This is a genomic window from Terrisphaera buseokensis (assembly GCF_047521145.2).
GTDB lineage: Bacteria > Verrucomicrobiota > Verrucomicrobiia > Opitutales > Opitutaceae > ER46.
Genome location: NZ_CM134186.1, coordinates 3432731 through 3447827 on the forward strand (window position 1 = coordinate 3432731; position 15097 = coordinate 3447827).

Genomic DNA, 15097 nt, shown 5'->3' on the forward strand with positions numbered 1-15097 from the left:
GGGCAATGAAGCCTTGCCGAACTGACGACGGCGAAATAAAGAATCGCAACGCTTTTTTGCCCATGTCGACCACTGCCACCGTCACACCGCACACGGAAATGTTCAACGACCTGCTCAAGCTCGCCGTGGACAGCGGCGTGAGCGACGTGATCATCAAGTCCAACAAGCCCGGTTACGTGCGCATTGCGGGCAAGCTCAAGGCCGTGGACATGGATCCGATTTTGTGCCCCGAGGCGGAAGCCTGGGTGTGCGAACACGTGCCGCGGATTTTCCGTTCGAAGTGGGACGATGAGGGCCAGGTGGATTTCGCGTACGCGGCCGAGGGCATCGGACGTTTTCGTGTGAACGCGTTTCACCAACGCGGCCTCGTGAGCATCGTGCTGCGTCACATCAAGAGCACCGTCCCGACCTTCGAGCAGTTGGGCCTCGGCGAGACCGCGCCCGCTCTGATGAAACTGGCCGAAGCCAAGGATGGCATTCTGCTCGTGTGCGGTGCGACGGGCTCAGGCAAGAGCTCGACGATGGCGGCGATGCTGAACTGGATCAATCAGACGATGGACAAGCACATCGTGACGATCGAGGACCCCATCGAGTACACGTTTCAGGACGACAAATCCCTGTTTCAACAGCGCGAGATCGGCCTTGATGTCCCGAACTTCGAGTTGGCGATCAAGTCGGTGCTCCGCCAGAATCCGGACATCATTCTCATCGGCGAAATGCGCGATCGCGAAACGTTCGAGACGGCGATCAGCGCCGCGGAAACGGGCCATCTGGTGTTCTCCACGATGCACGCCGCAACGGTCGCGCAGTCATTGACGCGTTTGTTTGAATTCTTTCCCGCCGAGGAACTCGTCACCGCCCGTCGCGCCATCGCCGGCTCGCTGCGCGGCTTCATCTGTCAGAAACTCATTCCGACGATCGAGGGCAACGGCCGCATCCCGGCGAACGAGATTCTTCATGCCGACGCGACGGTCAAAAATCTGATCCTCGAGGGGCAGAACGAGCGGATTCAATCGTTGCTTGAGAGCAATGCCGACACCGCGACGTTTGCCTTCAACCGCGACATCTACCGCCTCATCAAGGCGGGGCGCATCAGCAAGCAGGACGGCCTGAAGTTCTCCCCGAACCCGCAGCAGCTGGAAATGAATCTGAAGGGGATCTTCATCAAGTCGTGAACCGTCGGGGCCGCAGTTGGAGCGCACTCGCGGCAAGCCTGGTGCTCGCCGCAGTGCTTCCTTCGCAGGCGGCGGAAGCAAATGCCGGGCCGACGGCAAAGCCGTCACCCGAGCCCGACGCGTTGACGCGAGCGCAGCGTGATTTCGACACCATCAAGGCGACGCGTAATGGCACGCTCCTGCCGGCGCGTCCCGATGTGCCCCGGGTCGCGGTCCCCGAGTGGCAGGGCGTGCCGGCACCCACGCCATCTATCCCGTTGAAATCGCCTGCGTCGGAGGCGAAGTCGCCCACGTGGCTCATCGACGCGATGAAAAAAGAGACCGCTTCCAGCGAATCGCGTACGACTGGCAGCGACGAACGCGGGCGGGACCCGCGTTTGTCGACGAACGCTGGCTCATCTGAAAAGGAATTGTCAGCGGCTGCACGGACCAACGAACCTGATTCGCGGGAAACGCGCGAACGCAACGACCGCTCTGCTTCGGTTCGAGTCGTCAATCCGCTCGAGCGCTATCTCGGCGATTGGATGACACCGCAGGATTATGCGTTGCTGAAGCCCGGCCTCGCCGAGTCCCTCGGCGAACGGACCGACGTGAAACGGGAAACGACTGCGTTCGACGCCACCACCATCGCCGGCGGACTCGCCGGCATCGCGGGTGGGGCGAGTCCCGCCTCGCCGCTGTCTGTTCCCGGCGGCAGTTCCGCTCCGCTGGCGCGCGAAAATCCGTATCTGCAATCGCTGGTCACGCCGCCGGTCATCACGATTGCCCCACCGCCGCGGGCTCCCTCGCCAGCGCCTGTTTTTGCGCCTCCGGCAACGCTGGGAACACCAGCGGTGAACGCGCCGTCGCCCGCTCGAATTCCCGACTTCGCCCGACCGGCGAACGACGAAAAGTATTTCAAGCAGCTCAAACGCTTTTAGGGCTTGGATTTGGCAGGGGCGGGCGCTTGTGTCGCGTGTTTCAACCATGGCACTGGCACTTTTATTCGCAGGACAGGGCGCCCAAAAAGTGGGGATGGGGCGCTCGCTTTGTGAGGGTTCGGCTGCGGCTCGCGCGCTTTACGATGAGGCGAACGCGGTGCTGGGCTGGGACTTGAAGAAGTTGAGTTTCGAAGGGCCGGAAGCTGACCTGACGCAGACGAAGTCCTGCCAACCGGCGCTTTTCGTGCATGGACTGGCGTTGCTCGCGGCCCTGCGGGAGGCGGGCAAACCGGGTGCGGGCGAGCCCGCGTATGCGTTGGGGCTGAGTCTGGGCGAAGTGACGGCCTATTGCGCGGCCGGCGTATTCGATTTTGCCACCGGTCTTCGCATCGTCGCGGAGCGCGGGCGGCTGATGCAGCAGGCCTGCGAACAAACCACCGGCGGGATGGCCGCGATCATCGGTGAAGACCGCGCCAAGGTGCAGGAACTCTGTCGTGACTTCGACATCGAGGCGGCGAATTTCAATGCGCCCGGGCAGATCATCGTTTCGGGTGAGAAATCCAAGGTCGCCGCCGCCGTGGCCGCCGCGAAGGATCGGGGCATCAAGAAGGTGATGCCGCTGAATGTCGCGGGCGCCTATCACTCCCGCCTGATGGAGCCGGCCCGCGCCGCGTTTGCGGCGTTTCTCGAGGGCGTGACGTTTTCTGCGCCGCGCTTCACGGTGTTCACGAACACCACCGGCCAGGCCGTGCACGAACCTGCGGCCATCAAGGCGGCGCTGGTGAAACAAGTCGTGTCGTCTGTCCTCTGGGAAGACTGCATGCGGGCCGCGTCGGCCGCCGGCGCGAACGAATTTTGGGAACTGGGGCCGGGTGGGGTACTCAGTGGACTCGCGCGCCGCACCGAAAAATCCTGGAACGTGAAAAGCTTTTCCGAATTGGCCGACCTGACCGCAGCCTGAACCGATGCCCGTTAAATACACCCGCAATTTCTGCATCATTGCCCATGTTGATCATGGGAAGACGACCCTGTCCGATCGGCTCCTGGAGTACACGAACACCGTCTCGCAACGCGTGATGACGGACCAGCATCTCGACTCCATGGATCTGGAGAAGGAGCGCGGCATCACGATCAAGTCGCATCCGGTGACGATGCACTATCCGGCAAAGGACGGTCACATCTACAAACTCAACTTGATGGATACGCCGGGCCATGTGGACTTCTCGTACGAGGTGTCGCGCAGCCTCGCGGCGTGCGAAGGAGCCGTGCTGCTCATCGACGCGGCGCAGGGCGTCGAGGCGCAGACCGTCGCAAACGCCCACCTGGCGTTTGGCCAGAAGCTCAAGGTCATCCCGGTCATCAACAAGATCGACCTGCCCAGTGCGAACCTCGAACTCTGCACGAAACAGCTTGAGGACATTCTCACGATTCCGGCGGAGGAGGCGATTCTCGCCAGCGGCAAGTCCGGCATCGGCATCGTCGACATTCTCGAAGCCGTCGTGGCCCGGGTGCCGCCGCCGCGCTGGACGGAATACCCGCAGACTCGCGCGCTGGTGTTCGATTCGTTGTACGACTCGTATCGCGGCGTAATCGCGTACATCCGGGTGTTTTCCGGTGCCGTCAAGGCCGGCGACATGATGCTGCTGATGAGCAACGGCATCAAATCCGAGATCAAGGAAGTCGGCGTGTTCACGCCGAAGATGGAAAAGACCGCGGGCCTCAAGGCCGGCGACGTCGGCTACATCGTTTCCAACATCAAGACGACCGCCGACATCAAGACCGGCGACACCATCACGCTCGCGAACAAGCCGGCCACCGAAATGCTCGAGGGCTACAAGGAGGTTCGGCCGCTGGTTTTTTGCGGCTTGTATCCGCTCGAGAGTGACGACTACGAGAAGCTCAAGGCGGCGCTCGGCCGGCTGCGACTGAACGACTCGGCGTTCGTCTATGCTTCCGAAAGCTCGCTCGCGCTGGGCTTCGGTTTCCGCTGCGGCTTCCTCGGCCTCCTGCACATGGAGATCATCCAGGAGCGCATTCGCCGGGAGCACGACGTGGAGATCATTTCCACGTACCCGAGCGTCATCTATCACATCATCAAGCACGGCGGCGAAAAGATCGATGTCGACAACCCGGTGAACCTTCCGGATCCGGGCACGATTCTCGAGATTCGCGAACCCACGATTCGCGCCTCGATCATCATTCCCAACGATTCGATGGGCGACATTCTCGCGCTGATCATGGAAAAGCGCGGCGTGTGCGAGCACACGGACACGCTCGACATGAATCGCGTCATGCTGCGCTGCGTCCTGCCGCTCAATGAAATCCTGGTCGATTTCAACGATCGCCTGAAGAGTGTCACGCACGGTTACGGCTCGATGGATTACGAGCTGGGCGAGTACATTGCGTCCGATCTGGTGAAGATGGACATCATGATCAACGGCGACCCGGTCGATGCCTTTGCATGCATCGTGCACCGGGAGAAGGCCGAAGGCAAAGGTCGGCAGCTCTGCGAAAAACTCGCCGAGATCATCCCGCCGCAGATGTTCAAGGTCGCAATCCAGGCCGCCATTGGCGGAAAGATCATCGCCCGCGACAACGTGCGCGAGATGCGCAAGGACGTCACCGCGAAGTGCTACGGCGGCGACATCAGCCGCAAGCGCAAGCTCCTCGACAAACAGAAAGAGGGCAAAAAGAAGATGAAGCAGATCGGCAAGGTCTCGATCCCGCCCGACGCCTTCATCAAGGTGCTGCAGAACAACTGATCTCAGGAACCCAACGCCGCCTCCCATGTTCAGCTTCTTCGCTTCGCAGGAAAAGAAAATGCGCGAGAATGCCGGCAACTGGCTCGAGCTCGCGGACAAGGTTTACCATTATCGGCGCGATGTCCTGACTCCGGCTCAGGTCGGCGAACTGCAGTCCTGCAGCGCTGAGCTCAAGGAGATGCTGCGCGAGCGCGCCGGTCCCGAAAAATTGAAGCTCGGGATCGTGCGCGTCGAAGACGTGCTCCGACGGACGGGAGGAGCGATTTACCCGAAGACCGCCCTGATTGAGAACATCGAGTTCTTCCTGGTCGCAGCGATCGTGATTCTAGGTATTCGCACGTATTTCGTGCAGCCCTTCAAGATTCCGACCAACTCAATGTGGCCGACTTACAACGGCATGACGCCGGAGGTTTTCAAGAGTCCGGCCGAGGAGCCGGGCAAACTGGCGGTGGCGGCACGACTGGTGGCTTTTGGCGCTTGGCCGCACCGGGTCGACGCTCCGGCTGACGGCGAAATTCTGGTGCCAGTGGGCGGCGAGGCTCGCAGTATCATCAACTGCAAAGTGGTGTCCGGGCGCTCATGGCTCGTGCTGCCGACTCAGCTTCGTGAATACACGCTGCTGGTGGGCGAGAAGGAAGTGAAGATTCGCGTGCCGATGGATTTCGACTTCGACTGGGCAGTGTACGATGCGTTTTTCGGACAACCGAACCGGCCGTATTCCGGGCAGGCTTTGTTGACCGAACTGCAGCGCCGCGTGAACGCCGGTGAGTTTGAGGAGCGGACCGTGAACGGCCAGCGGCTGAAATGCGTGCGCACCGGCCGCAAAGTCCGGGCTGGGGAACGGGCATTTTCGTTCGATGAACTGACGGGCGACCAACTTTTCGTGGATCGGATCAGTTATCATTTCATCCGTCCGAACGTCGGCAGCGGTTTCGTTTTTCGCACCGGCAACATTCCTGACATCGCGAACCAGGCCGGCGATCAGTATTACATCAAGCGGCTCGCCGGCGTGCCGGGTGACAAGCTGCAGATCCAGGATTCGACCCTCATGCGCAACGGCGCCCCGATCACGGGCTCGACGGCGTTTGCGTCAAACAGCAGCCGGACCGATCGCTATGCCGGTTATCAGGCCATCGGTCTGCTTTCTCCGGGACGCACCGTGGCCGTGGAGAAAGATCGTTATTTCGCGCTCGGAGATAATTCCGGCAACAGTCAGGACAGTCGTTACTGGGGTTTCGTCCCGGCCAAGGACGTCGTGGGGCGTCCCATCATGGTTTATTATCCGTTCAACCGCCACTGGGGTCCTGCCCGCTGAGCCTCCGTGCCGTACGGCACAAGGCAGATTATGTTAAGTTGAGGAATTCATCGCTCATGACGTCACCCGCCACTCGCTCCTCCTCGATTGTGTCCGGGAAACCGGCGATTGCACCGACTCCGCTCTTCTCCTGGTTGAACAAACGTGGCGCGGGTGTGCTGCTTCATCCCACTTCACTGCCGAGTCCACACGGCGTGGGCGTCTTCGACGAGCAGGCAGTCGCGTTTTTGGATTTTCTGGCCGAGTGCGGTTTCGAATTCTGGCAAACCTGTCCATTGGGACCGACCGGTTACGGCGATTCGCCTTATCAGTGTTTCTCCTCGTTCGCCGGCAATCCGTACCTCGTCGACCTTGTCCCACTTGTTCGCGCGGGACTTCTGACGGACATCGCAATTGCGCCGCTTCGTGATTTGAGCGCTGACGGCGTGGATTTCGGCGCGCTCTACCAACGCAAGCTTCCGATGCTGTTCGCGGCGCACGCGGCCTGGTGTCGCGACGGCAAGCGCGCCCTGCCCTATGGTGATTTTGCGGCGTTTCAGCGGGACAATGCGCATTGGCTTAACGGCTATGCGCTGTTTTCCGCCCTGAAGGATCATTTCTCCGGCCGTCCCTGGTGGGAATGGCCAGCCGCCGTTCGATCCCAAGCCGCCGCCGAGAAATCCCCGGTGCGCGTCGAAGTCGCGACGCGGGTCGAAGCGTATGCGTTCATCCAGTATCTCTTCTTCGGGCAATGGACGCAGTTGCGGTCCCATGCGGCGAGCCGCGGGATCCAAATCATCGGAGACACCCCGATCTTCACCGCGCTCGATAGCGCCGACGTCTGGTCGAGCCCGCATCTCTTCCAACTCGACCCCAAGACATCCCGCCCCATTGCGGTCGCAGGCGTGCCACCGGATTATTTCTCCGCCGACGGCCAGCTCTGGGGCAACCCGTTGTACGACTGGCCGGCGCATGCCCGCGAAGGTTATGCGTGGTGGCTGGCGCGGCTGCGGGCCAACTTTGCCCTCTGCGACATCGTTCGCATCGATCACTTCCGTGGCTTCGAGGCGTACTGGTCTGTGCCGGCCGATGCTCCCACCGCCCGCACCGGCCGATGGATCGACGGCCCGGGCCTGGATTTCTTCCGCGCCGTCCAGGCCGCCATGCCGGATGCGAAATTGATCGCGGAGGATCTGGGTCTGCTGACGGCCCGCACGATTGCGCTGCGCGAAGACACCGGTTTGCCCGGGATGGCCGTCCTGCAATTCGCCTTCGGTGGCGAATCGGACAATCTCTACCTGCCGCACAACCAGCGGGCCAACACGGTCGTGTATCCTGGAACCCACGACAACGACACCTCGCTCGGCTGGTACGCCACCGCCGACGAGAAGACCCGGGATCACGTCCGTCGGTATCTTCGAATCAGCGGCCAGGAGATCGGCTGGGATTTGCTTCGTTCCGCCTACGCCTCGGTGTCCAATCTCGCGGTCGTCCCGCTGCAGGACTTGCTGAGTCTTGGCGCCGAAGGCCGGTTCAACACGCCCGGCCAGAGCCAGGGTAACTGGACCTGGCGCTATCGCCCGGAACACCTGCAGTCGCTGCGCCAGTGCTCCGGGCCGTATCTCCGCGAACTGGCGGCTCTCTACGGCCGCGATCCGGGAGCTACGCCGAAGCCAGCAACCGCTTGATCCGCGGGAGCACCTCGTCCCGCGCATCGTCGAGCACGTAGTGCCCGGCGTCGGCCATCCGGTGCACGGCAGCCTGGGGAAGCACCGCCCGCCAGCGCTCCAGGAATGAGTCGTTGAAACAGAAATCGCGGCCGCCCCACAGCACCAGGGCGGTCCGATCCTTGAACTGCGCGAGTCCGGCTTCAACCGACTGCAGGGTCTCCCAAGTCGGGTGCGACGGATTCATCGGAATGTCCCGCACGAAGGCCGCCACCGCCACCCGGTTTGCCCACGAACCATAGGGCCACAGGTAACCGCGCTTTTCGTCGGCGCTCAGCGTCCGTCGATGCATCGCCATCCACGTGGCGGGCCAGGCAAACCCGTTCGCTCCCCGCACGAGCAACGGCCCCACAAACGGAAGCTTGCAGGCGGCGATGCGCGCGGGAATGCGGTTCGACGCAAACGCCGCGGTATTCAGAATCACGAGACGCCCAATCAGGTGCGGGTGCCGCGCGGCAAAGCCAAAGCCAATCGCCCCGCCCCAGTCGTGCACGACGAGATCGATCCGCTTCACGCCGAGCGATGCCACGAGGGTTTCGAGATCGGCGATGCGCGTCTCCAGCGTGTACGGGTAATCCTCCGGCTTATCCGAGGCGCCCATGCCGATGTGGTCCGGGACTACGCACCGTCGGGTCTCCCGCAGCGCCGTCACCAGATGCCGGTAGTAATATGACCACGTCGGATTGCCGTGGACCATGAGTACGACGTCGGCCGTGCGCGGGCCCTCGTCGAGAAAACTCATGCGCGCCCCGCGCGGCGTGGTGAAGGCGTGCGGAACGAATGGATACTCGGGCGCCATCCACGCCGGAATGTGCGCGGCGTTCACCATTCCAGCGCCAGCATCAGGCAGTTGAGACCGCTGCCGATGCCGAGCAGTCCGACGCGATCACCGTCACGAACCGCCCCCGCCGCCACCGCTGCGGCCAGCGTCGCCGGCAGCGCGACCGAGCCGGTGTTGCCGAGCGTTTCGAACGTCGAAAAGTCCTTCGCCACGTCGAGGCCGAGCGTTTCGTAGAGCTTGCGCCGGTGCACGCTGCCGACCTGGTGGCAGATGAAACGGTCGAACGCCGCGCCATGTCCGGCCGTGAACTCCCGCCAGGTCGCAGCCGCGAGTGTCACGCCCGCGATGAGCAACTGTTCCGAGTCCGTCTGCATCGCCAGCGCCTCCGCGCCGTGCGTGTCGCCCTGGCAGAGCGCGCTGTGTTCCGTGGCCGCGCGTGCCACACCGCCGAGAAGCCGGTGGGCGCGACCCGAGACGAGCGAGCGATGGCACACCATGGCGGCCACCGCGCCGGAACCAATGGTGAGATTCGCGAAATAGGGTTTGATCTCGTTTCGCGACAGCGGCTGTCCGGCCAGCGTCTGCAGGGTTTGCTCGACCAACGGCCGGCCGTTTTCGCCGGCCACGATCATCGCGCAGGTGATCTGCCCGGACTCGATCAATCCGGCGGCGACGGTGAGCGCATTCAGAAACCCGAGACACGCGTTCGAGAGATCGAAGATCTGCGCGCTCGCGGGCAGGCCAATCTTCCGGTGCGCAAACGCGGCCGTCGCCGGCTCCATCATGTCGCGGCTGACGGCAGCGTGGATGAACAACTCCACCTGCTCCGCCTTGAGCCCGGATTGATCGAGCAAGCGCCGGCCGGCGGCGGCGCTGGCATCGGAAGCCCGCGTGCCCTCCGGCCACATCCGACGCTCGCGAATGCCCGTCATCAACTCGAGGCGCCCCACCGGCAGTTTCAGTCGATCGTACAACGGCCGCAGACGTTCCTCCATCGCGGCGGACGTCCAAATCTCATCCGGCAAAGCGACGGCGAGGGATTCAATGCAGACGTGCTCGAAACGCATGGCGGGGACGACGGTTCAGAGGGGCGTCAGGCCTGAGTCGGGCGGTTCGCCCGCGCGCCCATGGCGAGCCGGATGATCTCCTGGTCAAAATAGTTTGAGCCCAGGCCGGCGTCGACGACGACCGTCGTGCCGTTCACGCCGCTGCTGCGCTCGCTGAGCAGAAACGCCGCGACGTTCGCCACCTCCTGTGTCTCCAGATTCTTCTTACGCAGGGTCAGTTTCTCGGCGTAGAGGTAACTCTCCACATAGCCCGGAATGCCGGCTGACGCGCTGGTCTTGAGCGGACCGGCGCCGACGGCGTTGAAGCGCACCGTGCTGTCCACGCTGAACGACTTGGCAAGGAAGCGCACACAGGATTCGAGCGCGGCCTTGATGGGCCCCATGTACCCGTAGTTGTCGGGCGTCACGAGCAGCGACGAAATGCCGATGGTCACGACCGACGCGCCGGGCGCAAAGTGCGGTTTGAACGCCCGGGCGATCTCGACCAGCGAAAAGGCCGACACCGCGGTCGCCTGCAGGAAGTCGGCGCGTTTCGTTTCGTGGAACGGCTTGAACCCTTCGCTGTAGTTCGCAAACGCGATGGAATGCACAATGCCGTGCAGCGGACCGTGACCGGCGGCCGCAATCGCCGCCGCGAGACGTTCCACTTCCTCCGGCTGCTCGACGTCGCAAAGAAAGACCGGCTTGCCGGCCAGCAGCGTTTCCAGCGACTTCTTTCGGGACTCGGATCGCACACTGTAAATCACGCGTGCGCCCTGCTCCTCGAGCGTCCGCGCGATGAACCACGCCACGCTCTTCCGGTTCGCCACGCCGAAGACGAGGAAGGTCTTGCCGCTGAACTGGAGAAAATCAGGCATGGATAAAATGCAAAGGCCAGAAAGCCGCCGGGACTCGCATCTGGTCTCCGGCTTCAGCGTCAAGCCGGCTTGGGCGCGCCCTCCGGCGTCTTCCACGCGACGGCGAAGTCCACGTTCATGACGCGGGTGCCGTCGGCCTTCTTCACGTTGCCACTGAGCATCGTGAATCCACCCATGGCCTCCTTCTGCTTCACTTCGAGCAGAATGGTGTCGCCGGGATAAACCGGTGAACGAAAACGCACGTCGCTGATCTTCGCAATGAGCGGGACGCCCTCGCCCGGCTTGGCCCCCGCGGCCCTGGCCTTCAGCGCCATGTAGCACGCGGCGGTTTGGAACACGGCCTCGCACAACAGCACGCCGGGCGTGATCGGGGCGCCCGGATAATGCCCCTTGTAGAAATCCTCGTCCGCGCGAAACGTGCGCCGGGCGGTCAGGCCGTCGGCGGTTTCGCTGGTGATTTCGTCCACGAACAGAAACGGCGGACGATGCGGGATGAGTTCGGTGACGGTGATCATGAATTCAAGCGGCGGACGGCGCCGCACGTTTTTCGGCAAACAACGCCTTGTCGATCTTGTTCGCGACAATCACGCCATAGTTGATGGTGCCGAGCCAGCCCGACATGATGATGCCAACCGAGCCGGCGTGGTAAAGACCGGGCAGTTTTTCCGGCAAGTCCATCGAGACCTTCAGGCCCTCGAATTTGGTGCCGAACGACGTGCCGGCGAGATGGGTCGTGTAGCGCTCGATGGTGCGCGGCGTCGCGGCCTCTTTCCAATCGATCTTCGCCGCCACGTCCGGGATGTGCCGCTCGAGCGCGCGGATGGATTCGTCGATGAGCCGCTGCTTTTCGCGCTCGTAACCCGCGTCGTCCAGCTTGTTCCAGTCGCCGTAGTGGCCGTTCAATGACACCACGACCGTGTACCGGTCGGAGCCGGGACGTGTTTCGGGATAGTAGACGGAAAACGTGCGGCTCGTCGTGTGAAAGTCCGTGAGCTCCGCGCTGCTGAACTTCGGGTTGTCTGACGTGAACACCAGATCGCCGATGTGCGGAATGCTCTCCCCTTTGCGGATGCCGAGATAAACCTGGCAGGAACTCGAGTTGATGCGCACCGCGCGGGCGGCGGCGATGTAGTCGGCGGGAAAATTTTCCTCCCCGCCCAGTTGGAAGATGGTGTTCTTGATGTTCGCGTTCGAGAGCACGGCCTTGGCCCGGACGACCCGACCGTTGGCGGCCACGATCCCGCAGGCGACTTTCCGGCCGTCGCGCTCCTCGACGAGGATTTTTGCCACGCGCACCTTCTTCCGCAGTTCGACGCCGTTGCGCTGCAGTTCCGCCACCATCTTCTCAATCAGGAGATCGGATCCGCCGCGGAACGTGAATACGCCCGCGCCCATGAAGTTTGAAAACACGATCCCGTACGTGATCGCGGGATCGTCGAGCGTGGACCCGTTGGCATACGCGATCGGCTCCATCAGCAGCCGCTTCACGTCGTCGCGGCCGGGAAAAAAGCGCTCGAGCATTTCGCCGGTCGTCTCGGGATTGTTGTCGTAGAAATTCATCGACCGGAGGTGGTCGTAGAACTTCTCCACGTGGGCCAACTCGAGCCCGAATTTCTCGACGAGGACCCGGGTGTAGTCCTCACGGGTGAACGTCGTCCACACATCCATCTGCGGATTGACGAAACGGATGTCCTTCAACGGGACGATCTCGCCGGCGATTTCCTTCGTCCAGTACTTGCGGCACGACTTGATCATCCCGTTCGGGAAGCCATGCAGGGAAATGTCGAAGATGTGCCCGCCTTTGCGGGTGAACCACGTGGCCAGCCCGCCGTACTGGTAGTGATGTTCGAGCAGGAGGACGCGATGGCCGGCCTTGGCGAGCACGTTTGCGCCCGTCAAGCCGCCCAATCCGCTGCCGATCACGATCACATCATACTCGTCGGCGACACCTTTGAGCCAGTCGTAAGCCATGAAAGATCGAGAGTGAAACTCCGTCCGCCCCGAGCGCAATGCGGAATCGGATTAAGCGGCCGCGCGGGTGTGCACGCGGCCGAGGGAATTGCCACACGCAGGGCGTCAGAGCTTGAGCGAGCGCAGGTATTTGAAGCTGTCAGGAATGCACTGCAGCGGCGTGGGCGTCTCGTCTTCCAGGAAGTAATGCTGCACGCCGGCTTTCTGTGCCGCCTTCAGAATCCGCGGATGATCAATCTGACCCTGGCCAACTGTCACTTTTGCCGTCGGCGGCGTATTGCCGGTGTGAACGCCGGTCGCGAGGCCCTTGAGCATGTCCTTGATGTGAACGGTAACCCAGCGGCCGGGATAGCGCTCGAAGAGTTTCACCGGATCCTGGCCGGCATAGGTCACCCAGTAGATGTCCATCTGGAAGCAGACGAGATCAGGCTTGGTTTCGCGCGCGAGAATATCGAAGACCGTCTCGCCGTTGCCCGCCGCAGTCGGCCGGAACTCAAGTCCATGGGCGTGAAAGCCGAAGCGAATGCCTTCCTGCTTCAGCGCAGCGCCCCACTTGTTGAAATCAGCGGCGAACTGCCGCGCGACCGCCTCGGAAAAGACCTTGTCCTTATCCAGCTTCGGATAAGGGCAGATCACGAACTTAACGCCGAGCGTCTTCGCGTCGCGAATCACCGCCGCCAGATCCTTGTCCAGCTGCTGGTGGCCGGCGTGCATGCTGATCGGAACGAGGCCGCGCGCCTTGAGCTCCACGAGAAACTTTTCCGCCGTGAGATCGCCGGTGCCGGCGAGTTCAACTTCCTTCACGCCGTAGGATTTCGCGAGGTCGAGCGCTCCGGTGGTGCTCTCCTTCGTCTGCGCCCGCAGGCTGTAGAGTTGCAGGCCAAGATGCTCGCGGAAGTCCGCGGCAAAGAGCGATCCAGCTGCCAACGTTAAGAGGGAAACCGCCGCAAAGCGTAACGAGGTTTTCATAGGGCGACGTGATTCCGCGCCCCTCTCAGCCTTTTTGCAAGATGTGATAGTTCGCCATCGAAATGCCACTGAGCATCGCGCCCACGATGCCGAGAAAACCCTGGTCCGTGCCGCACAGGTAGACGTTCTCCAACGCGGTGCGCCCCTGCCGCTGCTTCACCGGCGCGCCATAAATCGCGCCCGCGACGTGGCCGGTGTAGCGCGTGATCGTGCGCGGCGTGAACATGTCGGTCGCGAGACACGCCGACGTGAGCACCTCGTCTGGCTGCGTCGGCGGCAGGAAGCGCCGCGCGCTGGTCTGCACCGCCGCAAACCACCGCGCCTTTTCCGCGCGATACGTCTCTTCCGGCAATTCCGCCCAGCGCTCATAATTCGCGAGACAAGTCACGCGCACCATGCCTTCGGGCAAAGCCCGGTCCGGGCCAAAGTCGAAGTTGTTCGGGATGCAAATCACGCCGCTGCGCGGATCGACGCGATCGTCCGGCCGCTCGTAGTGAAAACGATCACTGTCGTTGAAAAACACGATCGTGTCGTCGCCCCAGCCGAATTCGGCCGGCTGGCGGTTGAGGACCGTGATCGTCTCGACAAACGACAGGCGGCCCGGGGCCGCGGAGGTCGAAGGCGGAGGCGTCGGGACCGAATCGGCGATCAGGCGCTCGGTCTCAGGCGCGCCGATCGATGAAATGACCTGATCGGCCGTAATCGTGGTGCCATCGTCAAGGATCAACGCGCTCGCACGGGCACCGTGCGTCACGATGCGTTGCACGCCGCATTTCATCCGCCGTTCGCCGCCGGCGGCGCGGTATTTGTCGAGCAGCACGCGCAGGATCACGCGGACGCCCTCGAGCGGGCGCGCGAAACCTTCGAGGAAGAGCGCCTTGAACATGATCACGAACTGGCCGAACTCCATGTCGTGTTCGGTGGCACTCCCGTAGTACATCAGCGGACAGAAGATCATGTCCTCCAGCAGCGGATCGCTCAGGTGCTGGCGCACGACCTCGCGAGCCGACACCGGTTTCGCGTCGAGTCCAACGTCATCAAACGCCTTCACCGCCGTCACCAGCCGCCGAAAGCCGTCGATCTGCGCGGGAAACAGGGCGGCGATGTCCTGCTCCAGCACGGCGAAATCGTTCGTGAACCGCAGGGACGTTTCCCCCCGCGGGCCAAACGCAACGCGTGACTGTTTCTGCTCGCACAACGCGAACTCGTCGCGGTCGATGCGCAGTTGCCGGAGCAGTTTGGTCAACGGCGTGCCCTTCACGCCGGGGCGGACGAAATTCGTCATGGCGTGCAGCCCGACGTCGAATTTCCGGCCCGCGATGCTGTAGAAACTGTTCAGGCCGCCGACAACGTTGTGGCGTTCAAAGATGCAGACCTTCCGGCCAAAGTGTGCGAGGCGGATCCCGGCGGCGAGCCCCGACATCCCGGCACCGATGATGGCGACGTCGTAATGAGTGGCGGAATTCATGGGTTCAAAAGCAGGAAGCCAAGAAACCAGGAAAAAGGCTGCGCTCGACGCCGCGATACATGGGTTCGTGGTTTCCTGCTCCAACAAAAAAGCCGCGCACGACTGC

General features: G+C 62.6%; 13 protein-coding genes. 6 read left to right on the top strand and 7 right to left on the bottom strand.

Features of this window, described 5'->3' with window-relative positions:
• The first annotated feature begins 62 nt into the window (after window positions 1–62).
• Genes ACLJEU_RS12890 through malQ form a run of 6 tightly spaced genes read left to right on the top strand, consistent with a single transcriptional unit; the run spans window position 63 to window position 7839 of the window.
• Complete coding sequence (locus tag ACLJEU_RS12890) at window positions 63–1175, top strand: type IV pilus twitching motility protein PilT (protein ID WP_414664994.1); 1113 nt, start codon at window positions 63–65, stop codon at window positions 1173–1175.
• Window positions 1172–2095: a hypothetical protein gene (locus tag ACLJEU_RS12895; RefSeq protein WP_414664995.1), complete on the top strand. Its 924-nt coding sequence runs from the start codon at window positions 1172–1174 to the stop codon at window positions 2093–2095. Before ACLJEU_RS12890 ends, ACLJEU_RS12895 begins: the two co-directional genes overlap by 4 nt.
• 46 nt (window positions 2096–2141) lie before the next feature.
• A complete protein-coding gene (gene fabD / locus ACLJEU_RS12900; RefSeq protein ID WP_414664996.1) occupies window positions 2142–3056 on the top strand; it encodes an ACP S-malonyltransferase in 915 nt (304 codons plus the stop codon).
• A 4-nt stretch (window positions 3057–3060) separates the two neighbouring features.
• The gene (lepA, locus tag ACLJEU_RS12905; protein ID WP_414664997.1) at window positions 3061–4857 is read left to right on the top strand and encodes a translation elongation factor 4; all 1797 of its coding nucleotides are present in this window, start codon (window positions 3061–3063) and stop codon (window positions 4855–4857) included.
• Window positions 4858–4882: 25 nt separating this feature from the next.
• Window positions 4883–6172, top strand: coding sequence for a signal peptidase I (lepB, locus tag ACLJEU_RS12910; RefSeq protein WP_414664998.1), 1290 nt, complete (start codon window positions 4883–4885; stop codon window positions 6170–6172).
• A gap of 56 nt (window positions 6173–6228) precedes the next feature.
• Window positions 6229–7839 carry a 4-alpha-glucanotransferase gene (malQ, locus tag ACLJEU_RS12915; RefSeq protein ID WP_414664999.1) on the top strand — a complete coding sequence of 537 codons (1611 nt, stop codon included), beginning with the start codon at window positions 6229–6231 and terminating at the stop codon, window positions 7837–7839.
• Here the strand turns inward: malQ and ACLJEU_RS12920 are convergent.
• The 7 genes from ACLJEU_RS12920 to ACLJEU_RS12950 form a co-directional block, all read right to left on the bottom strand.
• Window positions 7814–8707: an alpha/beta fold hydrolase gene (locus tag ACLJEU_RS12920; RefSeq protein WP_414665000.1), complete on the bottom strand. Its 894-nt coding sequence runs from the start codon at window positions 8705–8707 to the stop codon at window positions 7814–7816. The two genes, malQ and ACLJEU_RS12920, sit on opposite strands and share 26 nt — an antisense overlap.
• On the bottom strand, window positions 8701–9726 hold the full coding sequence (locus ACLJEU_RS12925; RefSeq protein WP_414665001.1) for a 3-oxoacyl-ACP synthase III: 1026 nt from the start codon (window positions 9724–9726) through the stop codon (window positions 8701–8703). Before ACLJEU_RS12925 ends, ACLJEU_RS12920 begins: the two co-directional genes overlap by 7 nt.
• A 26-nt stretch (window positions 9727–9752) precedes the next feature.
• Window positions 9753–10583, bottom strand: a complete 831-nt coding sequence (locus tag ACLJEU_RS12930) for an enoyl-ACP reductase FabI (RefSeq protein WP_414665002.1) — start codon at window positions 10581–10583, stop codon at window positions 9753–9755.
• A 59-nt stretch (window positions 10584–10642) separates the two neighbouring features.
• On the bottom strand, window positions 10643–11098 hold the full coding sequence (locus tag ACLJEU_RS12935; RefSeq protein ID WP_414665003.1) for a 3-hydroxyacyl-ACP dehydratase FabZ family protein: 456 nt from the start codon (window positions 11096–11098) through the stop codon (window positions 10643–10645).
• 4 nt (window positions 11099–11102) lie between these two features.
• Window positions 11103–12554: a phytoene desaturase family protein gene (locus ACLJEU_RS12940; protein ID WP_414665004.1), complete on the bottom strand. Its 1452-nt coding sequence runs from the start codon at window positions 12552–12554 to the stop codon at window positions 11103–11105.
• Between the two features lie 105 nt (window positions 12555–12659).
• On the bottom strand, window positions 12660–13481 hold the full coding sequence (locus ACLJEU_RS12945; RefSeq protein ID WP_414665005.1) for a sugar phosphate isomerase/epimerase family protein: 822 nt from the start codon (window positions 13479–13481) through the stop codon (window positions 12660–12662).
• A 67-nt stretch (window positions 13482–13548) separates the two neighbouring features.
• Entirely contained in the window at window positions 13549–14991 is a 1443-nt protein-coding gene (locus tag ACLJEU_RS12950) for a phytoene desaturase family protein (RefSeq protein WP_414665006.1), read from the bottom strand.
• Between the last annotated feature and the right edge of the window lie 106 nt (window positions 14992–15097).